Origin of the sequence: Microcoleus sp. PH2017_34_RAT_O_A, assembly GCF_020737885.1 — a bacterium.
Lineage (GTDB): Bacteria > Cyanobacteriota > Cyanobacteriia > Cyanobacteriales > Microcoleaceae > Microcoleus.
In genome coordinates this window covers 1-21,547 of record NZ_JAEQDD010000075.1, presented here as the reverse complement: position 1 = coordinate 21,547, position 21,547 = coordinate 1, and the positions used below count along the sequence as shown (strand labels likewise).

Here is a 21,547-nt window from a genome sequence, read left to right as displayed (position 1 = left end):
TCAACTATCAACAATTAACCGACTAATTCTTCGCCCCTACCCCAACATACATAATCGATCTATCCTCATTAATTTTGATTTTAAACAACCCAGACTTTTTGTAATCCACATAGTTAGCGATATTAGAGATTAGCACTTGAGAAACTTGTTGGAAACTTGCCGGAGAAGGAAATAGTTGCTTTCCACTTGTAAGATTTTCCCAAAAACCGTGCATCTCGCCTAAAACAGCCCCCATTTCTCCAAACATATCAAAACCTTTAATTTCAATCTTGTCGAAACCCGTATCCCGCATTACCGCAGACAGTTCCTCCGGGGTAATAAACTTTTCCCAATCGTGAACGCCTCGTTTAATTTCCTGCAAGGTATTTTCCATCAGTCCAATCATCACAATTTGCGAGGAAAAAGTTCGGTTGATTGTATCGAAAAAGAACACTCCCCCGGGCTTAAGAATTCTGTGAACCTCTGACACAACTTGTTTGTAATCGGCAACGTGTTCTAAAACATCCACGCAGATTACTACATCGAAGGTATTGTCCGTGTAGGGCATATTTTCGGCAAAGCCTTGTCTGTAGTCTATCTCGAAACCGCTAGTAACTGCGTGATTCTGGGCTGCTACAATACATTTGTGCGATCGATCTATTCCCGAAACCACAGCGCCCCTCTCGGCCATAAACTCGCAGGAAAAACCGCCGCCGCACCCAACATCTAAGGTTTTCAGCCCTCGCCAATTGGTCGCGTGTCTGTCGAAAAACTCAAATCTGGGTTTGTTTAGATGGTAGAGAGCATAGATTTTAGCATTTTCGTCCCACCAATTATCAGCATTTTCATCGTAAAATTCTAAATCGTTTTTTACTTCTGTTTTCTGCACGATTTTTTTAGTCCTGATTAGTGGAAGCTCTAGCAGCAGTTGTCAATCGCCACAGTTTTTTATTATAATAGTTTTGGCATAAAATTCAATCTGATGGATCGCGTTTCTATTATCATCCCAACCCTGAATGAAGCGACTTGTCTAGAACGTACCCTCCGCCAACTCAGCATTCTCAATCCTCCGGCTTGGGAGGTTTTGGTGGTAGACGGCGGCAGTCAAGATGAAACAGTGGCGATCGCCCTTACTTCCACAACCCGTGTTATTTTTAGCAGTATGCCGGGCCGTTCCGTGCAAATGAATTTAGGTGCCAAAACCGCCACAGGCGAAATTTTGTGCTTCCTCCACGCCGATACTCTAGTTCCCGACGACATCGTAACAGTCATCCAAAACACATTATCCGATGCCGAAATTGTCGGGGGCGGGTTTATCTCCCTGATGGCTGGTTCGCAGCACACAAGATGGGGTGTTTCGCTGCACAATTACCTTAAAACTTACTACGCGCCGCTGTTATTTCGACCTCATTTGTTTGTTAAAGGATTGCGCCTGCTGTTTGGGGATCAAGTTATTTTTTGCCGGCGTACAGATTTTTGGGAATGTGATGGTTTCGATGCCACGCTGCCAATTATGGAGGAGGCGGATTTGTGTTTAAAGTTAGTGCGACGTGGTAAAATTAAGTTGGTTAATCGAATAGTGCAAAGTAGCGATCGCCGAGTGGCGCATTGGGGCGAATTGAAAGCAACTGCCATCTATCTTGCGATCGGTTTTTTGTGGGGGTTTGGCGTTTCAGCGAAGTATCTCAAGCAGTTTTATGAAGACATTCGCTGAAACACAAAATCTGATTAAATTCCCAGAATGTACTGGCTGTATTTTTTGGGCAAAACTTTCTGCAACAGGTAAATAATCGCCAAACAACCGCACAAAGTCCCTGTCACTAAAAAGCTGAGCTTCAGTAGCGGATGTACGGGATCGATAAATTTATAAAACACTAACAATACATATTGCACGACAGTTGAATCCAGCAGATATATCGGGAATGAATACGCAGCCAAGAGTTTGACTAACCCCGAAACTCTACTGGGAAGTGCGATATTTTTAGAAAATGCGAGGATCGACAAGACGAACAAAATTGCGTATCCTTGGGCAGATAGTTTAAAAAACGAGCGGAAAAACCATCCCTCCGCCGTAACTCCGCTGAGCAGGTAATATTCCCAAATACTCGCTAGATAAAAGAGGACTGTTGCTCCTAAAACTAGCATTTTTCTGCGTTCGAGAACTGGTTGAATTTTGTCATAGGCTGCGCCCAAAAATAGACCTGTTGAAAATGGTAAAATCCAACTAAAAATCCAGCGCTCCATCAAAGGTAGAGGTATTGATATGTATTTGAGAGCGCTCAAGTAAAAGAATATGGTAAAAATTGTTTGAATTGTTAAACCCAATCCCAAAACTTTGATGGGTTCTAAAAATCGTGATTTCACTAGCAGCCACCACCAACCGTAGCATTGAATAATTACAACGATGAAATAATAGGGAGGCATCACGGAGCCTGTCAGAATATTTCTGAGCAATGACAGTAAATCTATTTTTTGGAGTGAGTTCCAATTATTTAAGATGTACAAAGTTACTGACCAAAACAGGTAGGGTGGTATAATTCTTGACAGTCTTTTTTTGACTACCTGTCCGGGATTATTTTGATTGTCGAGTTTGTTAGTGAGGAAAAAACCGCTGAGGAGTAAAAAAGCTGGTACGCAGAACAGTTGAAATGTATCGATGGAGACAAACAAAATTCGGCGATCGCGAAATGCCGCAAACCCAGCATGAGTAATCACAACACTGACTATGGCTAAAGCTCGGATCGAGTCAAATTCCGCAAACCGATTAGAAGCTTTTTGCATGATAAAAAGTAGATTGCAAAAATTATGGTCAAATCAGAATTTTTCTGCCTGATGGATTTTCACCATAGCAAAAAATGGTATATTTGCTCCTATCTTCACAAAAATTATCAATATTCAAACAAGTCTTGCTATAGCAGTGGACAGTGGACAGTTGACAGTTGACAGTTGCACAGTACGGGAATCAAAGCATTTATGCTTAACGGGTATCGGCTCTATTCATGAGGTTATTTATCTGCTCCCCGCCCAGTAAGGATGCTGGGCCATTTCCCTGCCACTCGATCGCGCGATCGCCCGTAAATTCACAAAATTATCGGTAAGTCACACTTTGATTAAAGCAAGTTAACTAACCGTTGTTGTGATGGATGTGCGACGCAGAAACACTATCCAACTGATCTCGCCCATTGCGGATCACGCGCAGCATATCGCTCAGCTTGTGCTCAATATTATCGAGCACTTGGTCAGCATAATCGTCGGCGCCATTTTGAATTTCCTCGCATTCAGCGATCGCCCTGGTTCTCATTTCTTCCAGTTCCTCTTGAGCCTGGTAGCGAATTTGTTCCACTTCCGCCAGCGTCGCCTGCTGAATTGCTTCGCAGTCGAGCAAAACTTGCTGTCGCAACTGATCTGCTTCTATCTTCGCCTGCTGTAGCAGGCCCATATCGTTTAAAAGTTCTGCTGCTCGCTGTTCTGCTGCTTCTATCACTTCTTGAGCGTAGAGTTGGGCTTCTTGGAGCAGTTCGTCTTTGTGTCGGATGACCGTTTCGGCTTCCCCAAAGGCGATCGGCAAATTTAGCCTCACCAAGTCTAACTGATCGAGCAACTGTTCTTCATCCACCAGAGTGCGTCTGGTCATGGGAATGCGCGGGCTGTCGAGAACAATTTCCTCAAGCCGGTTCAATTCCCGCTGGATGTCTACTCCTGCGGTTCTGGTCTCGTCTCCGAAGGCGGCGGTGTTCTGAGGTGATTCGTTCTCAGTGCTGCGTCCGGTAGTGTCGGGTTCGATGCGATTTGGTTCCTGTTGGCGTAACATTTGTAAATATCTAGAGCGACGTGTTTCGGAACAAGATGATCTACGGAGCCACCAAACTTGGCGATTTCTTTAACTACACTACTACTTAAAAAGCTGTACTCGTTAGAAGTTGCCAAAAAAACTGTTTCAATTTCGCCCAGAAGGGTTTTATTGGTGTGGGCCATCTGGAGTTCCATTTCAAAATCCGTTAATACCCGGAGTCCCCGCAGCAGCACTTTGGCTTGTCGAATCTTAGCATAGTTTACTGTCAAACCCTCAAAACTGTCTACTTCTACGTTTGGCAGGTGTTTGGTAGAGCGCAGGATCTGCTCAATCCGTTCTTCTACGGTGAACAGAGGGGTTTTGCTGGGATTTTTGACTACGGTAACAATTATGCGATCGAACAGTTTAGATCCCCGCTCGATAATATCTGCGTGACCGAAGGTAATGGGGTCAAAGCTGCCTGGATAGATTGCAATCACTTGTTTGGCGGGAGAGGGGGAGAGGGGGAGAGGGGGGAGGGGGAGAGGGAGAGAGGGAGAGAGGGGGAGAGGGGGGGAGGGGGAGATGGGGAGAGGGGGAGATGTGGAAAACCTTCCTTTTTCCTTCTGACTGTCCACTGCCCACTGTCAACTGTCAACTGTCCACTGCCCACTGTCAACTGTCAACTGTCAACTGTCAACTGTCAACTGTCAACTGTCAACTGTCTTCTACTTTTTTAGCGAATGAGCTTTGTAGAAAGTTTCGAGGCTTTGCCTGTCGCCCACAAACCGCCAGTGCCAAGGCTCGTAACTGACGCCTTGGCGATTGTTTTTGGGGAAGGACATTTCAAAGCTGAAAGCGGTGGCATTGGCTTCTAGCCATTTGAATGCTTGGGTATTTTCAAAGCTGGGACTGAGGTTGGTATCGGGGGAGGAACCGTCACCAAGGTCGATCGCATAACCGGTATGATGTTCGCTATAACCTGGAGGAGCGCTAACTTCGGCTCGCTTGCTGGCATTTTGCCTGCGTTCAGCTTTTACATCAAAAAATACGTGTTGTTGGTCGTCTACGGATCGAAAGCCTGATATGGGAGCAAAATAGATTCCTGATGCGGCGGCAGCGTTGGCCATTTCCTGATATTTTGCTGCTGCTGAAGTGCGGAGTTTGATGCTACCGTCGGAGGTGACATTTACCAAGTCGGCGGCTGGTGCTTCTGGGTAAGGCAAGTGTCCCAGCAGGTTGTCTGGGGTGGCGGCTTTTGAGTTGGTAGCTGGACTCGGGGCAGTTCCAGGGGCCAAAGTCGCTGCTGCTGGGTTTTTTTGAGTTGGCTGTGCCCGACTGGTGGCTGGGAAAAAGTTAAAGTTGAGGTGCAGCCAGATGCTGACGCCAAAGGCGACTGCGGCCAATCCTACCAGTTTCCAAATCAGTCCTTTTTTCTTGGACTGACTCCCTCCTGCTTCTAGATATGGGTGGTCTCGTACTGCTTCTGGAATTTCGTCAGCGGCAAGCTCGGAGGCTTGCGGGGTTTTTCTCGACAGACTAGCGTTATCCAAGCCAGCTCCACTCCTGCACTTCAATAAGGCTCAACGTTACAAATTGTATATCTATCTGGGCGATCGAGCAGCTACAGTTGCCGTTGAGAATATACATACATACGATCTCTTCCTGACTCCGCCCTGTCCCATCCGCCAACTCTCGAATCTTTTACTTGCGATCGCGGGTGCGATGTCGCACTTGTTGACGCTGGTGGTGTTGGTTTATTTTAAGTGTAATTTGTTACTGTTTCACAAAATCTCACAATATTATCTGCGATCGACACATCAAACATCCGCGCCAATTCTAGCAGAGCGCCGATGTCAGCCATTGATCTGCTGGGCGATCTGCCAGATCGATCTGACGTAACGCTGAATTTTTATCTGGTTTGTACTTCCATAAAGTCGATCGCACTTGCTCGTAAATTATCCTACGGGCGATCGCCCAAAATCAAACCTTAGCAACCTCCACCAACACAACATCACTAACAGAACCTTTCTCTTCCCGTTCATCCTCGGCAACCGCAACAGATAACTTCAATCCCAGAGTATTCAGCCAATTAGCCAAACCATAAATTGTAGCCATTCCATTCTGTGACAGCAAACCATCTAATTTTTCCAAGTGCAATTTAGCGTCATCTGCTGACATATTTGGTTCTCCAAGAGCCTCAAACACATTGGTAAGTCCGAGTTCGAGCAAACCGGCTTCAGGCTCATCATCTTCCAAATGCGCCGTTAGATAAGCAGCAGCGTGTATTTTATCCTTGAGGGCTTCAATCAGATAATCCTGATAACTATCGCTAGTTGGCATTTTCGCGTTCTTCATATTCTTTCCAATACTCCTTAGCTTTACGAATATCTTGTTCTTGACTGCTTTTATCTCCACCACAGAGGATAAGCACTATTGTTGACCCAAATTGTCCGAAGTACACGCGATACCCCGGCCCAAAGTCAATTTTTAATTCGCAGACTCCTTCCCCAACAGACTTGCTGTTTCCTAAATTCCCCAAGCGAACTCGGTCAAGCCTTTGCTCAATTTTAACTACCGCATTCAAATCTCGCAGGGAACCAAGCCACTCTGCGAAAGGATTTCTACCGTCTGGGGTGATATAACGTCGAATTTCCCTTGGTTGTACTTCCATAAATGCGATCGCAACTACTCGCTCATCATCATACGGGCGATCGCCCAAAATCAAACCTTCACAACCTCCACCAACTCAACAGCACTAACAGAACCTTAACCCTGATTCTAGCGACGATCGCACCCCAATCTTGCAGCCGCCCGATCGCCCCTTGACTTCATGCGCTACAATTATTAAGAAATCTTTAGTTAAATCCGTTTAACGTCCCAGACGCATTATGAGTCTTCCCATTCGCAACGTCGCCATCATTGCTCACGTCGATCACGGCAAAACCACCCTTGTGGACGCTCTTCTCAGACAGTCCGGGGTCTTCCGCGAAGGGGAAGAAATCCCAGATTGCGTCATGGACTCCAATGATATCGAGCGCGAGCGTGGCATCACCATCCTTTCCAAAAATACCGCCGTCCGATACAAAGAAACCCTGATCAACATCGTCGATACCCCCGGACACGCCGACTTCGGTGGCGAAGTCGAACGAGTTCTCGGCATGGTAGACGGTTGTTTGCTGATCGTAGACGCCAATGAAGGCCCGATGCCGCAAACCCGGTTCGTGCTCAAAAAAGCCCTGGAAAAAGGACTGCGCCCGATCGTATTTGTCAACAAGATCGATCGCGATCGAGCCGACCCCCACAAAGCCGTCGATAAAGTTTTGGATCTGTTCCTCGAACTAGGCGCTGACGACGATCAGTGCGAATTTCCCTACCTCTTCGGTTCCGGCTTAAGCGGTTACGCCAAAAAACACCTCGAAGACGAAGGGCTAGATATGAAGCCCCTGTTTGAAGAAATCCTCGACCACGTACCACCCCCAGTAGGCGACCCCAACAAGCCGCTGCAACTGCAAGTAACCACCTTAGATTACTCCGAATACGTCGGTCGCATCGTCATCGGCCGCATCCACAACGGCACGATTAGAATCGGTCAACAAGCAGTCTTAATCACCGAAAGCGGCGCGCTTGTCAAATCAAAAATCAGCAAATTGATGGGCTTTGAAGGCCTGAAGCGGATTGATATCGCAGAATCTTCTGCTGGTAATCTTGTCGCCGTTGCTGGTTTTGCTGATGCCTATATTGGCGAGACAATTACCTGTCCCAACGACCCGCAAGCGCTGCCTTTAATCAAGGTAGACGAACCAACTTTGCAGATGACTTTCTCCGTGAACGATTCGCCGTTCTGCGGTCAAGAAGGTAGTTTGGTAACATCGCGTCAAATTCGCGATCGGCTAATGCGAGAACTCCAAACCAACGTCGCCTTGCGCGTCGAAGAAACCGAATCTCCCGACAAATTCCTCGTATCCGGTCGTGGCGAACTCCACCTCGGAATCCTGATCGAAAATATGCGTCGCGAAGGATACGAATTCCAAGTATCCCAACCGCAAGTAATCTTCCGCGAAGTCGGCGGTCGTCCCTGCGAACCCTTTGAATGTTTAGTCTTAGACGTACCCGAAGAAGCCGTCGGTGGCTGCATCGAACGCCTCGGTCAGCGCAAAGCAGAAATGCAAGATATGCACGTCAGCAGCACCGGTCGCACCCAAATCGAATTTTCAGTCCCCGCCCGTGGTTTGATTGGATTCCGAGGCGAGTTCATGCGCTTGACTCGCGGCGCCGGAATTATGAACCACAGCTTCCTCGACTATCGCCCCCTCGGTGGAGAAATTGTCGCCCGTCGCAACGGAGTATTGATTTCCTTTGAAGAAGGAACTGCAACTACTTATTCACTGAAAAATGCTGAAGACCGCGGCGTATTTTTCATTACCCCCGGAACCAAGGTTTACAGAGGGATGATTATCGGAGAAAACAACCGAGATGACGACATGGAACTCAATATTTGCAAGTCAAAGCAGTTGACAAACCACCGCGCATCTGGCGGTGAAGAATTGGCGCAATTGCAAGCGCCAGTCGATATGAGTTTGGAACGCGCTTTGGAGTATATCGGCCAAGAAGAATTGGTGGAAGTAACACCAAAATCAATTCGCTTGCGGAAGGTGTCTAAGAAGTTGGTCAAACGCTAAAAAAATTAAGGGCTGGCAATTTTGCCAGCCCTTAGTGTCAACTTCAAACTACTGTATTTAAAGGCAATATTAAGCATTTTAACGCAATCAAAAATAGGTAAAAACGATGTCAACAGTTTATCGTTTAAAAGCCAGCGAACTCGATCTTAATTTTTTAGAACAAATCAAAGCGACTTTTGGAAATAAAGAGATTGAAATAATTGTCTCAGAATGCGATGAAACCGAATATCTTTTGAAATCGGAAGTCAATAAAAACAAACTGTTAAAAGCTATTGAAAATATTAAAGACAGGCAAAATTTAGTTGAAGTCGATAAAACTTTAATGCAAGTTATGGCAGAAATTTCCGATCGGGCCCAGCAGCGAGGCTTAACACCAGAAATTTTACAAGAGGTTTTAGCAGATAATTAAGATTAGTGTCTATAATTAGTTTAATTGTTTGTTTTTCTGGCATGAATTTCGCTTCTAACTGCTTCTACTTCTTGGGCGATCGTTTCCAAAGAAAGTTCATCGGTTCTAAAGGACTCCAAAAGAACTGCTAATTTACTGTGTTGTCTCTTCAAAATTTTAAAGATTCGATCACGACTGACTGTTTCAGTATTTTCGCCTTCTTTGATAGCATTTTCCATGCCTATATCTTCTAGGGCTTCTGTTAAAATTTCCGAAAATACTTTTTTGTGTTCTTTTACTAACTCAAAAATAGCTGCTTTGAGCAATTCTTTAAGCTTAGTTTCGTCTTGAGTAATTTCAGACATAGCTTTTTTTGTGCTATTTTTTTTAAGGTTTTAATTATATCACAAAACGGGGCAAATTTAGCCAACTTTAGTTCGCGGGTGGCCAGAAACCGGGTTTTTTCAAGAATTATTCGCTGCGCTTCGTAGAAGTGGCCAAAAACCCGGTTTCTTTAAGACTCTAAATCAACTCTTTTGAGCCAATTTACGACACTTTGAAGTAAATCGGAGTCATGGGGCGAGAAGGTTTGCAGGGGTGGATGTGGCGAGTCGGTGACGAGACAGATAGTACCGTCGAAGCGGGTAAGCGCATCGAGGAAAGTAGGGCTCAAACCTTGGGCGGCGGGGGATGTGGGGTCTTGGTAGAAGATGAGGATGGGGTGTTTGTCGCTGTGGCGGCGGAGTTGATTCCAGTAGGATTTGAGTTGGGGGAGGGTTTCGGGTTCGCCGTTGGGGCGTTGGGGACAGTTTTGGTCGAGGAATTGTTCGTAGATTTCGAGGGCGGGGTTATGGGTGTCGATGAATTTGCTGGTGTCGATGCAAATTAGCTGTAGGGAATCGATTAATTGTGTTTCTACAAGTCTGGCTTCAAGGATGTTGGGTAAATCTGCTAAATTGAGGCTTTGGGTGAAGGGGGTAGAACCGACTCCTGTTGTTTCTGGGACTTCTGGATGGGGTGTGGTGAGTTGATGGTGCCATGCTTGATAGAAAGTTGGGTAAGGCAGATTTTGGGCGCAGTTCCAGATGATTTTAAAGCTGTTTTCGTAGAGGTCAAAATTGGTTTCACGGGTTTTATCACACAGAAAGTGTTGCAAAGCAGAGACAACTGAAGGCATCTGGTCATTTTCCACAATTTTATTCAAAATGTCAGCGACTATTCCACGGGTATCCTCACCATTAGTTGTGGAGATAATTTTGATTAAATCAGCAATCGCCTCTGGGTTTCCTGGGTCAAGTTTATCCAAACTTTCTGCGACTATCAAACGGGTATCCTCATCATTAGTTGTTGACATAATTCTGACTAAAGCAGCGATAGCCTCTGGGTTGCCAGGGTCAATTTTACCCAAAATTTCAGCGACTCTCCAACGGGTAGACGCATCATTAGCCGCCGAGAGAATTCCGATTAAAGCAGCGATCGCCTCTGGGTTTCCTGGGTCACTTTTACCCAAAATTTCAGCAATTTTCCAACGGGTATCCTCATCATTAGTTGTTGACATAATTTCGATTAAAGCAGCGATCGCCTCTGGGTTTCTGGGTCACTTTTACCCAAAATTTCAGCAATTTTCCAACGGATATCCTCAGCATTAGTAGTTGATAGAAGTTTGATTAAAGAAGCGATAACCTCTGGGTTGCCTGTGGCAATTTTACCCAAACTTTCAGCGACGATCCAACGAGTATAATTATCATTGGTTGTTGAGATCATCCCAATTAAAGCAGCGATAGCTTTCGAGTTTCCTGTCGCAATTTCACCCAAAATCTCTGGGACTATATGACGGATATGCCAATCATTAGCCGCTGAAACAATTTTAATTAAAGCAGCGATAGCTTCTGGGTTTCCTGTCGCAATTCTACCCAAAACGTCAACGATTCTACGACGGATATCTTCATCATTAGTCGCTGATAGAATTTTGATTAAAGCAGCGATAGCTTCCGGGTTTCCTATCGCAATTTCACCCAAACTTCCTGCGACTATCCGACGGGTATGCCAATCATTAGTCGCTGAGAAAAGTGCGATTAAAGCATCGATAGCCTCTGGGTTCCCTTTGGCAATTTCACCCAAACTCCTAGCGACACTCTGACGGATATCCTCATTAGTAGTTGCTGACAGAATTGGGATTAAAGCAGCGATCGCGTCTGGGTTGCCTGAGTCGATTCGACCCAAACTGTCAGCCACACCCCAACGGGTAGACTCATTAGTCGTTGAGAGAAGTTGGATTAAAGCAGCGATCGCCTCTGGATTGCCTGGGTTAATTTTACCCAAACTAGAAGCGACTGTCTTACGAATATCATCATCAGTAGTCGCTGAGATAATTCTGATTAAAGCAGAGATCGCCTCTGGGTTGCCTACCGCAATTTTACCCAAAATCTCAGCGACTATCCGAAGGGTATTGTTATGTTCAGTATTTTTCAGTAAATGAATGAGTTGGTTGACAGCTATACTATGGTTAGTCTGTAACAGTGCTGCTCTTGCTCCCTCTGCAATTGGCTCTAAAAATGTCTGCCATTCTTGTTTTTCAATGTTGAAATAACCACATCCCCACTTAATGATTGTTGGTACTATTTCATCAGCCCGCGAACAATCTTTAAACTCACCTATCCCCGCAGCAGCTAGAAAAAAGGCTTGATATCCATAAAAATCATTGCACTTATCCTTAAACTCTACCAGTGCCTCAATAAACTCTTCCTTCTGCTTCCGATTCACACCCTCCAGCCCCAACCACAGCAAAATCACCTGCTTCCACTGCGCTTCAAAAATCCGATATTCCTTCCCCACCACCGAAAAATTAACATGATTCCGAGGTAAAAAATAATCCCAATCATCCACCGCCAACGCCGCAAAATACTCCTGAAACGTCGCATGATAAAACGCATAAACAGATTCTTCCGGTTCATCAAAATCGATACCAACCCGATTCAACCATCCCAGAGATAACGCCAATGATAATAAAGAAGTTTCATCGCTTCGATCTCCCAAATACTGACTCACTAACTGATAGGACAAGCGAAAACGACTCGATTTGCCATCAATTGCTGCTTTTGCTAATTCTCCTAACCCTTCATGTAAAAGTTTCTGACACTCTTTCTCAGTTTTGCCACATAGCTTTTCATATATTTCGATAATCTGCTCTTTCCAGCGATAGAAATACTTAATAAAACTGGCATATAATTTTGCCTGAGTATCCGGTAAAGTTCCCTGTCTCAAACTCCAAATTTGACACAACATCCACAACCGCAACGGATTTTGAATCAACTCCTTCAGACGGGAATTCTCCGACTCTGCTAATTCCGCCTCCAAACTCTCCCCCGTCGCAGCATCCCCCATCCCCGCAAACCAACGGCGAATATACTCCGTCACTTGTTGGGCATTAAACTCCAAATTGCGAAACACATCAAACCCCGAAAAAGCATTTTTATCCGCCTCCCAAACATTCACCCGACAAGTCACTACCACCCGCGCCGCCTGCACCCATGTCCTTAATAAGTCTTTCCCCAACTGCTGCATTCCTTGAGTGTGCGTCATTTCATCCACACCATCCAGCAACAACCAAACCCGACTCATTTGTGGTTCTAAATCGCGGCGCGTCACTCCTCCTGGACACCCATACAACCACACTTTTTCCAAATGCTCACAGATACTTTGCGCACCTAATTCAGCTAAATCTATCCAAATCGGCAATCCCAAATCTTTCTCTAAAATCCAATCCGCAATCTTCTGCAACCGCGTGGTTTTCCCCGCACCCGGTTCGCCAATAATCGCAATTTTTCGCCCTTGACTGATGTCGCTTTTCCCTTGTCGCAACACATCCTCAAAAAAGCGTTCTTCAGCAATGGGAATGAGTTTTTCTGTTTCCTTTTCCTTTTCTTCCTGCTGATTCCTTGGCTGAGGTTTGGGTTTTTGGCGTTCGACAATCGCTAAGGGAACATAAACCGCATCCAGTTGCGGCGTCATCCCGCAGGCGTTGGTAAAGGGGTTGGTGGTGAGTTGCTGTTGGGCGAGGTTTTGGCGGCAGATTTCTTGCCAGTTTATGGGTGCTTCTTTAGGTTTAGGAGTTTCATGGGATATCTCGACTGTGAGAGATCCAATTATATCTTTCCACTTTTCCTCAATTACTTCTAAATTTTTTTTAGGCTTAGTTTGATGATCCAGTTTGAGGTGAAATTTCCAAAATCCTTGATTTCTTGGACTGTCTTTGAGTTCAAGTATACCTAAGTCTTTCAGACAGTCGAAAACATCTTGGATTGCCTCTCCTCTTTTCTGGGCGTTATCGACATTCTTTTCATCCTTGGGTTGAGAAAGTTCTAACACCTTTCCGAAACATTCCACCAACGTCCATAAATCATCTTTAGTGATGCCTTTGTCAACGGTTTGGGTTCTGTTGTTGCGTTTTTGCTGAATTTTCCCCGATACCAGCAACTCATTTTCCTTTACCCATTCCACGTTGAAGGTAGCTTTCAGCTTATCCCCCGGCACGGCAATTTCCCCATCCGCGAGGGCGAGTAACGCCTCAACCAGTGTTAAGACGTTGTTTTTTGTGGTGGCGTTTTTCCCGTATTTTCGTGCCATCGCTACCTTTTGAGTAAAATTCATCGTCGCTTGGGCGAGTTTGCCCAAACCAGTTGGTTTGCCCAAGCGCTTAACCCCGATTATACAAGGGTTTCAGAATTTTTGCTTTTTGCTTGCTTGGGTAAAAGCCCAAAAAAACAATTTACCTCATAAGCACAAAACGAGGTGAATTATGGCTACCCAGGAAGACAGAATCAAACAACGCGAAGCATTGGAAGATATCCATGATAACTTTGTGCAACCGCATATCGATCAGTTGATTGAAGTCAGCACGCAGTCTTTACCGAATATTGATGTTGCGCTTCCTGGGTTTTGCTATGTGTCGGGATGGTTGGTTTTGGTTGTATTGTATTGTTTTTGGACGCGCTACCGGATGTCATCACAATAGTATAATTCGGCGGTTGAAACCGCTTCTACACAAACAAAGTCTGCCTCCGCAGACTAAGAGGTAAAATGATAGTCGTGGAGGCAGAAACCGGGTTTTTTCCGAAATATTGCATTAGAGCCTTTAACTCTCGTGAAAAACCCGGTTTCTTTGGTATTCATGCGTAAGTTCTAAATGAGACACAAAGGTCGATACGATCGCCTTTTTCACAACTTACTCATTAGAGTTGCTTCTGTTTTTCGGTTTGTTTAGCTTTAGCTTCAGACCATTTTTGGTATTTAGCGGTATTAGCCGAGATCATTTGACACATTTCTCTAGCTTTCTGTTCGGTGTCTCTGGTTAATTCCAAAATTTCTAGCAGTTCCTTGTCATCTAGTTCTTTTTGTGTCATTGTAAATTCTCCAAACGGGCTTTAACACTACTAACTCTTATTTTAGTTTCCAGCACTCGGCCTAGCTCCATTGCCAAGTCTTCCCCCACCTCTTCTATTCTATCATTTGTCAGGACTTCAACTGCTGAGAGATATTCTATCCGTTCCTGAATCTGTGATTTCGATGTGTTTGCGAAAAATATACAGGTGTTTAAAAATCCCGAAAGCTGAATTACGGTAAAATTGTTTGGAAAGCTCTCTAGGATTGCTCTACAAATATTTAGTCCCTCACCTGCTTCCTGCTCAATTTGAGTTAGCTCCTGCTTTATGCGCTCAACTAGAACGGTTATTTCTGATGGAATTGACATATGATACAACTTACTATTGATTATAATCTTTTTCAAAAAAAAGAAGCTATTTCAGCTTGACAAATAACGATCGCCCTTCAATGAGACACAAAGGTCGATCGCACTTCACGCAAAAAAGTGCGCTCGACCTCAAAGACTATTCTTTCCAGTAACGAGTTAAAATCCTAATCACCTCACCCGCTAGAGGCGAAGGTAGAGGCGGGCTCCACTCTCCAACTTGCGCAAAACCTAAAACGTGCAGCAGATTAACAATACTTTCTACCGCTTTCGGAACGCCGCAAATTAGCAAACGAATCGGTTGTTTACCAGCGGGTACATCAGGAATTTCTTCCCGGAGCAGTTCGGGAACAGACTTTGGTTGTGATATCATGGGGTTTGAACTACAGAAGTAGTGGAATTGCGATCGCCCTTAAGTTTTCTAGGCCAGGGGGCGATCGCTTTTTCGTTTGTACATCCTGAGTCTAGTTCAACGGCGGTCGATTGTCAAGCGTTAAGACAATATAAATTGTCGTAACGGCAATTTAAGAGAAAGTCAAGGTTGCAGAATGCTAACATCAGCTTGCAAAGTTATGACTAGCAGTTGAGAGTCAGTAGTGATCCGTTGGAAATTGGCAGTTGTGATGGCCGATCGCAATATCAGCAATAAAGAATTGGCGGCTAGAATTGGGATGCACCCCACTTCTGTGTCTAAAATCAAAACCCGTCGCCGACTCACCCGAATCGATGAAGCAACTCTCAGCGCTTTGTGCAAAGCTCTGAATTGTCAGCCGGGGGATTTAATGGTATATGAAGAGGACAATCCCGATGCCTTAAAATGACTTGGAAATCTGAATTGTCAGCCGAGGAATTTAATGGTGTATGAAGAGGAAATTATGATGGCTTAAAATGACTTAGAATTGATTCAATATCTAGACAAATTGTATTTGATTTCAAGGCATCTAACGGTAAGAACAAAGGTTGATTTGACATCAGTTCATGTTTATTTTATGATAATTTTCTCGATCGCACTTTCCTTCTCATCTCAGTTGACACATCGTGACTCTGGTATGCGATCGCCCTTTCAATTAACATCCACAATATGTTTTAATAAAAAATTGAGCAAAACCTAAGCAAACCCAGCCATGAGTCCCAAATCCATAGCAGTAATCAACTTCAAAGGCGGTGTTGGAAAGACCACCGTCACCTGGAGTCTGGGAAATATTATATCCCAAGGAACCGACTTAGAAGTCCTGATGTTAGACCTAGACCCGCAAATGTCGCTCACAGAGGCGATCGGGCTTAACGAAAATACAGGTCATTTAGATGATAAATTTGGTAAGTGGTACGAAAAATCTCTCAAACACAGACTCACAATTTACGACGCCCTCGAAGTCTTTAAAAAAGCCGGACAAAACTTTAAATTTCCCGTTGGTTTCGACACCATTTATCAGATTGACGAACAGTTGCATTTTATACCTTCAGTTGAAGAATTGTATTGGTTAGACCTCGATGGATTTGAGGGGAAAAGTGTTAAAGACTTCATCCGTCAGTTCAGTGGCAAAATCGCTAACTCTCCCAATCTCCCCAAATACGATTTGATGCTGTTTGACTGTTCGCCTTCCTTCAGTCTCCTCACCTATAGCGTACTTTCTTGCTGCGACTTAATACTGATTCCTGTCAACCCAGATTATTTTGGTTCTCGGGGATTGAGTTTAGTTTTAAACTCGCTCCAAAAACGGATTGAGCCTTACCCGTTTCCCAAGATTGCAGTGTTTATGAATAAAGCTAAAATATATGGAGGATTGCTGACAAATGAAGTTCAGTTTTACATGAGAGAAGTCAAAAGGCTTTGCGCTGAAATCTCAAAAGACAATAACATAGAAGTGAGATTTTTAGAATCGACAATTCGGGAAAGTGTTGGGCTAAAGCGGGCTATTAATGAGGGAGAATTGCCGCGAGAATTAGTTAGAGAGTTTGAGCAACTTTGGCGCGAGTGTGAGGAGTATCTGAAATGATTAAAAAAGATATGTTGCCTGCTGGCGAGCAAAAAAGCGGAGGGTTGGTTGATGAAATTGGCGAACTTAAGGAGATATTGCGCGAGGTTTCTAAAAAATTAACCAGGATTGAGGCTCAAGTCAAGCGGGGAGGGCTTTCTGCTGGTTCTAAAACTTCTGAATTGCCTGCTGTTGCTGTTGCTGATGTTGAGAAACCTGCTAATTTATCTACTGAAAATGTTCTCGAAGTTTATGAAGAACTGCGCTTGCAAGCTAAGAAGGGTCATGAATTAGAGGTGAGGCAAAAATTGTCGGCTATGAGTGCAACTGATTTGAATTTGATGTGTTGCGAGTTAGGGATGCCGCCCACAAGCAAGAATCCGTCCCGCAAAAAAATGTTCGAGCTAATTATTGGTAGAATTAAGCAGAGTTTGATGCTGTCGCGACATATCGATCGCCAAACACTTTAAACAGTTGACAGTTGACAGTTGACAGTTGACCTGTGATAGCGAAAATTCGAGCTGTCTTTTTTGCTTTCCACTTTCCATTGTCAAGAGGATCAACTAACAAAATGCGTTTGCATAAATTATGGAGGTTTTGGTCGATCGCCCTTATCGCCCTAACACTCGCTCTCGCCCTGTTTTCGAGCCTGCAAAGCCCTCCGACAACCGCAGCCCAAAAATCCCCAAGCATACTGGCGTTTACAGCTCTCCAACAGCGCGAGAGCGAGGTGAGAAACAGTTTATTTACCGTCAACGCTACCAGTTTAGCCCGCCGCGAACTTGCACCCAATATAGATGTTAGCTATACCGTAGTTTGGTCGCCCAAGGGCGATCGACTGGCTTTCGTTGGCACAGACACGGACATTTATACAGTCAACGCTGACGGTTCCGGGTTAACGAAACAGTTTGCTGGGGAGTCTTGCAAAGCAGCTAATTTTGCAATAGCTTGGTTTTCCAACAGCCAAAAACTTGTTTTTGCCCGTTCCTGCGATGGTTTTACCTCGGATTCTCCCGGCAGTCAATCACTTTATACTAGCGATACTTCGGGTATTAAAGGAACTAAATTAGTTCGCAATTGGGAAGTAGGAGGACAACCGGCTAAAACAGAAATTTCATCAGAATTCTATCTTTCTCCTGATGGTGAACAGGTAGCCTTTGTTAAGGATAAAAATATTTATAAAATGAATGCCGACGGTTCGGGCATGACTAAATTAACCAAAAGTCCCGGCGAGTATATATCCGGCGGTAGCGAACTTGTCTGGTCGCCCGATCGCACAAAAATCGCTTTTTTCTCCGGTACCTATCCCCAACAGCAAGTTTACACGATTAATGCCGACGGCACAAACCTCAAAAATTTGACCAACAACCCGCAACATCAAGTCTACAACGTCAAGCTATTTTGGTCGCCCGACAGCAGCCGGATTGCTTACTATCACGGGAAAGCGGGCGATTTGAGCGGGGAAAAGCAGGATATTTGGGCGATCGACATTAACAGCGGAACCGCCAAAAATCTCACCCAAAAACCCCAAAACTACGATGCACTTTCCTGGTCGCCCGATGGCAAACTTATCGCCTTCACTGGCGGAGACTTCAACCAGCAAAAATTATACACAATAAATGCGGAAACTTCCCAGCTAAATCAACTAGCTCCCCGCCTAGGAATGTCTGGAATTTCTGAATTAGCTTGGTCTTATGACAGTCAGCAAATTGCTTTTACTTTGAATGAGAATACAGGTAACAAAAGTAATTTGTATGTAATTAATCGCGACGGTTCGGGATTAAATAAATTGACCAGCGACAAGGATTTAAATGCTGGGAGTCCTGTTTGGAAACCACAGTAAAATTACAATTTATATCATGTCCGTTGAAACTACAACACTACAAATTTTTCTGGACTTACACAAGTCGCATAACATTGGGGTTAATTCTTAGGTATGTAGTTGCGCTTCAGCGCTCTTGTTAATTCTCGAAAATAGCGCTGAAGCGCAACAACGTACCTTTGCATAAGATTAGGGTTAATTCTTAGGTATGTAGTTGCGCTTCAGCGCTCTTGTTAATTCTCGAAAAGAGCGCCCAAGCGCAACAACGTACCTTTGCATAACATTGGGGTTAATTCTTAGGTATGTAGTTGCGCTTCAGCGCTCTTGTTAATTCTCGAAAAGAGCGCTAAAGCGCAACAACGTACCTTTTTTGTCAAATTGGAGCCGATGCAATAATCTTTTTCTCCTTAAATTGCTGGTGAACTTCCAATTCATGTCCCTCAAGTTCCTGGTGTTTCTCATCCTGCACCTGTTTGTCAATTTTGGGCAACTTTAAAATCGCCCCAGCCAAAACCCAGTAATACACACACACTGGATCTACATCCAGCGGATAGTATTGAGGATAGATGCTAATAAATCCCACAAACACCCAAAAACTAGCTCCGTAACTCCGCAAACTTTTGTCCTTGACAGAACGGTAAGCTCTAAAAGTTAGAAAAGCCAAGTGTAAAAGCATGATTTGAACAGCAATCATTCCCGGATAACCGAGTTCGTACATCAACTTAGGTTGGAAAGTTTCAATTAGCTGTGTAGCACCAAAGATCCGCGTTGAATTAGTCGCTCGTCCCACACCTCTACCAAGAGGTCTGTCAATGATAAAATTGTTGCTCTGCTCGAACTGATTAAAAATAAACTGTTGGGGCGGTGCAGCGTTCCAGCGGTTAACAAAACTATCCCACCGCTGTTCGATTATTCCTGGGTTAATTGCTGCACCGACAAAGAGCAGAATTGCCAGTCCTGCACCGATGGGAATAAATCGTTTTAAGTTAACTAATTGACCTGTAAGAATTAGCAGGATGGCTGTGGCAACTGGAACCATAACTAACGCAGCTCTTTGACCCGAAATAACTGCATTTGCAAATACTAAGGCCATGCCAAATAAACTGATAACTCTCCACCAGAATGAAGGATCGCAAAAGGCAGAGGCAAAGGTTAAAAAAGCATTAGAAATTAGAAACCACGCCCACTGCCAAGGTGCGACAAATGTTCCCGGCAAGCGGATAAACTTGACTTCTGGACTGAATACCAAAGAACCGCCGACAAAACATCTAGCTTGCAGAGTTGCTTTATATAATTCTTCTCCAATCATGCCTCGGGTACCCGCACATTTTCCGCTTTGCAGCAAGAGGTACTGAATCAAACCGAGAATGCAGCAAACGATCGCCAAAACTACGTGCATTCTACCAAAAAACACCAAATCCTTCTTAGTGCGGAGCAGATAATAGGTACAAGCAATCAGCGGTATGTAACCTATCAATACTTTTAAGCCGAGAATTCCTTGTAGAATTGGTTTGTCACCCTTCATCGGGTTGAGCTGCATCTCCCCGTTGACAAAAATTAAAGTCAGCATTGCCATCATCAACAGGATGCTGAAGGTAGAAAGCATTTGTTTGGGAATGAACAGAGGCAACTGTTTCTTTTTGCAGCTTTGAATGAGGGCGATGAGGGCTGGTATGTAGAAGGCGTCTTTGGCTACTTGAAATGCAGCATTCCCGCCACCAATTGCGTAGGTAACTGTACCGCTTAAAGGCAGGTAAATAAAAAAAGCCCAGAAAGCTGGACGGGGGTATTTGTAGGAAAGTAGCAAAATGGCTATGGCGGCGCCTCCGGCAATAGCAATCTTAGCGCGAACCACGAACAACAGGATGATGCTGACAGCAACACTGATTAAGCAGCTTATGACGATCGCCTGCGCTAATTCATTGCGCTTTTGTGAAGTTTTGCGTTTTTGTGCCGCTATTTCTTTTTTGCTGGACGTTGTTGTTTTTTCGCTGGGCTTTTGTTTGGACTTCTTAGATTTGCGCTTGGTTTTAAACATAACTGATAAAAGGCACTTATGTAGAAGGCAGAAGGCACTCACAGGTAGAAGGCAAAATGTATATCAGAAAAAATATTGCGGTAGATGTGGTTACTTATTCTTAACGTCCTAAATGCGGAAAAATTGGGGTCAAGATGCTGGGTGCGAGGCGGGCAAAACTTACACTCGCGACCTTGTAGAATATAACTGCTGCATCTATAATATACAAATCTCGAAAGCATAATTTTAATCGATCGCTCAAATCGATCGCAGAAACTGGATATGAAGTTAAACAAATTGGTATCGATCGGCATTGCCCTAGTTGTAGGAGCAAGCGCGAGCATATTATCTAGCAGCAGTAGAGCATTCGGGGCCGAAAAAGTTGTCCTGACATTTGGCCCGATCCGCCAAGCCGTCAATATCAGCGACTTAGAAGACTTTGCTAAAGATGGCACGACGACGCCAACCCTCAAACAAATTATCGGGTTCTCCAAAATGGATCCAAAAACATTGCAGGGGTTGATCGGTTTACAAATCGGTTTAAAGCCAGCTAATCTCGCCCGGATAGTTTACAGCACTCCAGGCGAAAAAATTACTGATGAAATTGGTCAAGCTATTCGGACTCAGCGCCGCACAGAAGGTGGCAAAGCCATGCGGGCTGCGCTGATTCTGGCAGCCGGCGACGATGGTAAGGTGTCGCTGTTGGAAATCTTGAAAAAGTATCCTCTCCCGGAGGTTTACGTAGATGTTGCCAGCATTGCTGCGACTGTTGGGAAAATTCAGGGTTTGGCTGGAAATATGGGCACCCTACTGCAAGATTCCAAGGGCGAGACAAAGGGCACAACTCAGACAAAATAGCACTGAAAGTTCGATCGCACAGGTTTGTAGTGAGGACTAAAGTCCTCAGACTTTTTTGGCGGACTAAAGTCCGAACGATCAAACTAAGGAATGAAAATTAAATAATACCATTTATCTAAAATTGTGCAACACTCTTCGACCCCCCCTAGCCCCCCCGCTGCTTTGCGGGGGGGACAAGAATACTGTTGCATTCTTTTTTTAAATTGGTATAACTTACAGTTTTTATTGTTCTTGTGGGATGGGCGTCCCGCCCGTCCCGAAAAGACGGGCGGGACGCCCATCCCACAAACTTGTGTAAGTTATTAAA

25 protein-coding genes are annotated in these 21,547 nt (G+C 44.6%); 11 read left to right on the top strand and 14 right to left on the bottom strand.

Annotation, left to right across the window (positions count from 1 at the left end):
* Window positions 1-22: 22 nt before the first annotated feature.
* Entirely contained in the window at window positions 23-868 is an 846-nt protein-coding gene (gene ubiG, locus JGK11_RS22560; protein WP_293184388.1) for a bifunctional 2-polyprenyl-6-hydroxyphenol methylase/3-demethylubiquinol 3-O-methyltransferase UbiG, read from the bottom strand.
* Between the two features lie 93 nt (window positions 869-961).
* Here ubiG and JGK11_RS22555 point away from each other — a divergent pair, with 93 nt between their 5' ends.
* Window positions 962-1,693 (top strand): TIGR04283 family arsenosugar biosynthesis glycosyltransferase, encoded by a 732-nt coding sequence (locus JGK11_RS22555; protein ID WP_293212974.1) that lies wholly within the window; start codon window positions 962-964, stop codon window positions 1,691-1,693.
* Between the two features lie 14 nt (window positions 1,694-1,707).
* On the opposite strand, the gene JGK11_RS22550 is transcribed toward JGK11_RS22555, so the two are convergent.
* From JGK11_RS22550 to JGK11_RS22535, 4 genes are all read right to left on the bottom strand, one after another.
* Entirely contained in the window at window positions 1,708-2,760 is a 1,053-nt protein-coding gene (locus JGK11_RS22550; RefSeq protein WP_293184384.1) for an acyltransferase, read from the bottom strand.
* A 343-nt stretch (window positions 2,761-3,103) separates the two neighbouring features.
* Window positions 3,104-3,790: a DivIVA domain-containing protein gene (locus JGK11_RS22545; protein WP_293184382.1), complete on the bottom strand. Its 687-nt coding sequence runs from the start codon at window positions 3,788-3,790 to the stop codon at window positions 3,104-3,106.
* Window positions 3,673-4,251, bottom strand: a complete 579-nt coding sequence (gene coaD, locus JGK11_RS22540) for a pantetheine-phosphate adenylyltransferase (RefSeq protein WP_293184379.1) — start codon at window positions 4,249-4,251, stop codon at window positions 3,673-3,675. The genes JGK11_RS22545 and coaD overlap by 118 nt, the downstream gene beginning before the upstream one ends.
* A 228-nt stretch (window positions 4,252-4,479) precedes the next feature.
* Window positions 4,480-5,304, bottom strand: coding sequence for a M15 family metallopeptidase (locus tag JGK11_RS22535; protein ID WP_293190755.1), 825 nt, complete (start codon window positions 5,302-5,304; stop codon window positions 4,480-4,482).
* Between the two features lie 300 nt (window positions 5,305-5,604).
* Between JGK11_RS22535 and JGK11_RS22530 the strand changes: the two genes are divergently transcribed.
* The gene (locus JGK11_RS22530; protein ID WP_293190757.1) at window positions 5,605-5,745 is read left to right on the top strand and encodes a hypothetical protein; all 141 of its coding nucleotides are present in this window, start codon (window positions 5,605-5,607) and stop codon (window positions 5,743-5,745) included.
* Here the strand turns inward: JGK11_RS22530 and JGK11_RS22525 are convergent.
* Together JGK11_RS22525 and JGK11_RS22520 are read right to left on the bottom strand one after the other, a co-directional pair.
* On the bottom strand, window positions 5,735-6,094 hold the full coding sequence (locus tag JGK11_RS22525) for a transcriptional regulator (protein WP_293212972.1): 360 nt from the start codon (window positions 6,092-6,094) through the stop codon (window positions 5,735-5,737). The genes JGK11_RS22530 and JGK11_RS22525 overlap by 11 nt on opposite strands.
* Window positions 6,084-6,425, bottom strand: a complete 342-nt coding sequence (locus JGK11_RS22520; RefSeq protein ID WP_293212970.1) for a type II toxin-antitoxin system RelE/ParE family toxin — start codon at window positions 6,423-6,425, stop codon at window positions 6,084-6,086. Before JGK11_RS22520 ends, JGK11_RS22525 begins: the two co-directional genes overlap by 11 nt.
* Window positions 6,426-6,427: 2 nt before the next feature.
* Between JGK11_RS22520 and JGK11_RS22515 the strand changes: the two genes are divergently transcribed.
* The 3 genes from JGK11_RS22515 to JGK11_RS22505 all read left to right on the top strand — a co-directional run bounded on the left by JGK11_RS22515 (window position 6,428) and on the right by JGK11_RS22505 (window position 8,842).
* Window positions 6,428-6,580, top strand: coding sequence for a hypothetical protein (locus tag JGK11_RS22515; RefSeq protein ID WP_293212968.1), 153 nt, complete (start codon window positions 6,428-6,430; stop codon window positions 6,578-6,580).
* A 62-nt stretch (window positions 6,581-6,642) separates the two neighbouring features.
* Window positions 6,643-8,433 carry a translational GTPase TypA gene (gene typA / locus JGK11_RS22510; protein ID WP_293212966.1) on the top strand — a complete coding sequence of 597 codons (1,791 nt, stop codon included), beginning with the start codon at window positions 6,643-6,645 and terminating at the stop codon, window positions 8,431-8,433.
* A gap of 106 nt (window positions 8,434-8,539) precedes the next feature.
* A complete protein-coding gene (locus JGK11_RS22505; protein WP_293184368.1) occupies window positions 8,540-8,842 on the top strand; it encodes a hypothetical protein in 303 nt (100 codons plus the stop codon).
* A gap of 20 nt (window positions 8,843-8,862) precedes the next feature.
* Here JGK11_RS22505 and JGK11_RS22500 read toward each other — a convergent pair whose 3' ends face one another.
* From JGK11_RS22500 to JGK11_RS22490, 3 genes are all read right to left on the bottom strand, one after another.
* Complete coding sequence (locus JGK11_RS22500) at window positions 8,863-9,186, bottom strand: hypothetical protein (RefSeq protein WP_293184365.1); 324 nt, start codon at window positions 9,184-9,186, stop codon at window positions 8,863-8,865.
* Between the two features lie 149 nt (window positions 9,187-9,335).
* The gene (locus JGK11_RS22495; RefSeq protein ID WP_293212964.1) at window positions 9,336-10,379 is read right to left on the bottom strand and encodes a HEAT repeat domain-containing protein; all 1,044 of its coding nucleotides are present in this window, start codon (window positions 10,377-10,379) and stop codon (window positions 9,336-9,338) included.
* Window positions 10,380-10,387: 8 nt separating this feature from the next.
* Window positions 10,388-13,513, bottom strand: coding sequence for a HEAT repeat domain-containing protein (locus JGK11_RS22490; RefSeq protein ID WP_293212962.1), 3,126 nt, complete (start codon window positions 13,511-13,513; stop codon window positions 10,388-10,390).
* Window positions 13,514-13,619: 106 nt separating this feature from the next.
* On the opposite strand from JGK11_RS22490, the gene JGK11_RS22485 reads away from it, so the two are divergent.
* On the top strand, window positions 13,620-13,835 hold the full coding sequence (locus JGK11_RS22485) for a hypothetical protein (protein ID WP_293184360.1): 216 nt from the start codon (window positions 13,620-13,622) through the stop codon (window positions 13,833-13,835).
* Between the two features lie 217 nt (window positions 13,836-14,052).
* Here the strand turns inward: JGK11_RS22485 and JGK11_RS22480 are convergent, their stop codons facing one another.
* The 3 genes from JGK11_RS22480 to JGK11_RS22470 all read right to left on the bottom strand — a co-directional run bounded on the left by JGK11_RS22480 (window position 14,053) and on the right by JGK11_RS22470 (window position 14,940).
* A complete protein-coding gene (locus tag JGK11_RS22480; protein WP_293184358.1) occupies window positions 14,053-14,223 on the bottom strand; it encodes a hypothetical protein in 171 nt (56 codons plus the stop codon).
* Entirely contained in the window at window positions 14,220-14,570 is a 351-nt protein-coding gene (locus tag JGK11_RS22475) for a hypothetical protein (protein WP_293184355.1), read from the bottom strand. Before JGK11_RS22475 ends, JGK11_RS22480 begins: the two co-directional genes overlap by 4 nt.
* A 136-nt stretch (window positions 14,571-14,706) precedes the next feature.
* Window positions 14,707-14,940 (bottom strand): hypothetical protein, encoded by a 234-nt coding sequence (locus JGK11_RS22470; protein ID WP_293184352.1) that lies wholly within the window; start codon window positions 14,938-14,940, stop codon window positions 14,707-14,709.
* A 223-nt stretch (window positions 14,941-15,163) separates the two neighbouring features.
* Here JGK11_RS22470 and JGK11_RS22465 point away from each other — a divergent pair, with 223 nt between their 5' ends.
* The 4 genes from JGK11_RS22465 (at window position 15,164) to JGK11_RS22450 (ending at window position 18,386) form a co-directional block, all read left to right on the top strand.
* Window positions 15,164-15,388: a helix-turn-helix transcriptional regulator gene (locus JGK11_RS22465; RefSeq protein ID WP_293184349.1), complete on the top strand. Its 225-nt coding sequence runs from the start codon at window positions 15,164-15,166 to the stop codon at window positions 15,386-15,388.
* Window positions 15,389-15,691: 303 nt separating this feature from the next.
* Window positions 15,692-16,564 (top strand): ParA family protein, encoded by an 873-nt coding sequence (locus tag JGK11_RS22460; RefSeq protein ID WP_293184347.1) that lies wholly within the window; start codon window positions 15,692-15,694, stop codon window positions 16,562-16,564.
* Window positions 16,561-17,013: a hypothetical protein gene (locus JGK11_RS22455; RefSeq protein ID WP_293184345.1), complete on the top strand. Its 453-nt coding sequence runs from the start codon at window positions 16,561-16,563 to the stop codon at window positions 17,011-17,013. Before JGK11_RS22460 ends, JGK11_RS22455 begins: the two co-directional genes overlap by 4 nt.
* A 101-nt stretch (window positions 17,014-17,114) precedes the next feature.
* Window positions 17,115-18,386, top strand: coding sequence for a DPP IV N-terminal domain-containing protein (locus tag JGK11_RS22450; RefSeq protein WP_293184342.1), 1,272 nt, complete (start codon window positions 17,115-17,117; stop codon window positions 18,384-18,386).
* A 352-nt stretch (window positions 18,387-18,738) separates the two neighbouring features.
* Here JGK11_RS22450 and hpsL read toward each other — a convergent pair whose 3' ends face one another.
* The gene (gene hpsL, locus JGK11_RS22445) at window positions 18,739-20,403 is read right to left on the bottom strand and encodes a hormogonium polysaccharide biosynthesis protein HpsL (RefSeq protein ID WP_293184340.1); all 1,665 of its coding nucleotides are present in this window, start codon (window positions 20,401-20,403) and stop codon (window positions 18,739-18,741) included.
* Between the two features lie 261 nt (window positions 20,404-20,664).
* On the opposite strand from hpsL, the gene JGK11_RS22440 reads away from it, so the two are divergent.
* The gene (locus tag JGK11_RS22440; RefSeq protein ID WP_293184337.1) at window positions 20,665-21,240 is read left to right on the top strand and encodes an alpha/beta hydrolase; all 576 of its coding nucleotides are present in this window, start codon (window positions 20,665-20,667) and stop codon (window positions 21,238-21,240) included.
* Window positions 21,241-21,547: the final 307 nt, after the last annotated feature.

Excerpts from the sequence above, each read along its gene's own strand:
- JGK11_RS22555 (WP_293212974.1), top strand. The coding sequence starts at position 962 with ATGGATCGCGTTTCTATTATCATCCCAACCCTGAATGAAGCGACTTGT.
- JGK11_RS22550 (WP_293184384.1), bottom strand. The coding sequence starts at position 2,760 with ATGCAAAAAGCTTCTAATCGGTTTGCGGAATTTGACTCGATCCGAGCT.
- JGK11_RS22545 (WP_293184382.1), bottom strand. The coding sequence starts at position 3,790 with ATGTTACGCCAACAGGAACCAAATCGCATCGAACCCGACACTACCGGA.
- JGK11_RS22530 (WP_293190757.1), top strand. The coding sequence starts at position 5,605 with ATGTCAGCCATTGATCTGCTGGGCGATCTGCCAGATCGATCTGACGTA.
- JGK11_RS22525 (WP_293212972.1), bottom strand. The coding sequence starts at position 6,094 with ATGCCAACTAGCGATAGTTATCAGGATTATCTGATTGAAGCCCTCAAG.
- JGK11_RS22520 (WP_293212970.1), bottom strand. The coding sequence starts at position 6,425 with ATGGAAGTACAACCAAGGGAAATTCGACGTTATATCACCCCAGACGGT.
- JGK11_RS22515 (WP_293212968.1), top strand. The coding sequence starts at position 6,428 with ATGCGATCGCAACTACTCGCTCATCATCATACGGGCGATCGCCCAAAA.
- typA (WP_293212966.1), top strand. The coding sequence starts at position 6,643 with ATGAGTCTTCCCATTCGCAACGTCGCCATCATTGCTCACGTCGATCAC.
- JGK11_RS22505 (WP_293184368.1), top strand. The coding sequence starts at position 8,540 with ATGTCAACAGTTTATCGTTTAAAAGCCAGCGAACTCGATCTTAATTTT.
- JGK11_RS22500 (WP_293184365.1), bottom strand. The coding sequence starts at position 9,186 with ATGTCTGAAATTACTCAAGACGAAACTAAGCTTAAAGAATTGCTCAAA.
- JGK11_RS22495 (WP_293212964.1), bottom strand. The coding sequence starts at position 10,379 with ATGTCAACAACTAATGATGAGGATACCCGTTGGAAAATTGCTGAAATT.
- JGK11_RS22485 (WP_293184360.1), top strand. The coding sequence starts at position 13,620 with ATGGCTACCCAGGAAGACAGAATCAAACAACGCGAAGCATTGGAAGAT.
- JGK11_RS22480 (WP_293184358.1), bottom strand. The coding sequence starts at position 14,223 with ATGACACAAAAAGAACTAGATGACAAGGAACTGCTAGAAATTTTGGAA.
- JGK11_RS22475 (WP_293184355.1), bottom strand. The coding sequence starts at position 14,570 with ATGTCAATTCCATCAGAAATAACCGTTCTAGTTGAGCGCATAAAGCAG.
- JGK11_RS22470 (WP_293184352.1), bottom strand. The coding sequence starts at position 14,940 with ATGATATCACAACCAAAGTCTGTTCCCGAACTGCTCCGGGAAGAAATT.
- JGK11_RS22460 (WP_293184347.1), top strand. The coding sequence starts at position 15,692 with ATGAGTCCCAAATCCATAGCAGTAATCAACTTCAAAGGCGGTGTTGGA.
- JGK11_RS22455 (WP_293184345.1), top strand. The coding sequence starts at position 16,561 with ATGATTAAAAAAGATATGTTGCCTGCTGGCGAGCAAAAAAGCGGAGGG.
- JGK11_RS22450 (WP_293184342.1), top strand. The coding sequence starts at position 17,115 with ATGCGTTTGCATAAATTATGGAGGTTTTGGTCGATCGCCCTTATCGCC.
- hpsL (WP_293184340.1), bottom strand. The coding sequence starts at position 20,403 with ATGTTTAAAACCAAGCGCAAATCTAAGAAGTCCAAACAAAAGCCCAGC.
- JGK11_RS22440 (WP_293184337.1), top strand. The coding sequence starts at position 20,665 with ATGAAGTTAAACAAATTGGTATCGATCGGCATTGCCCTAGTTGTAGGA.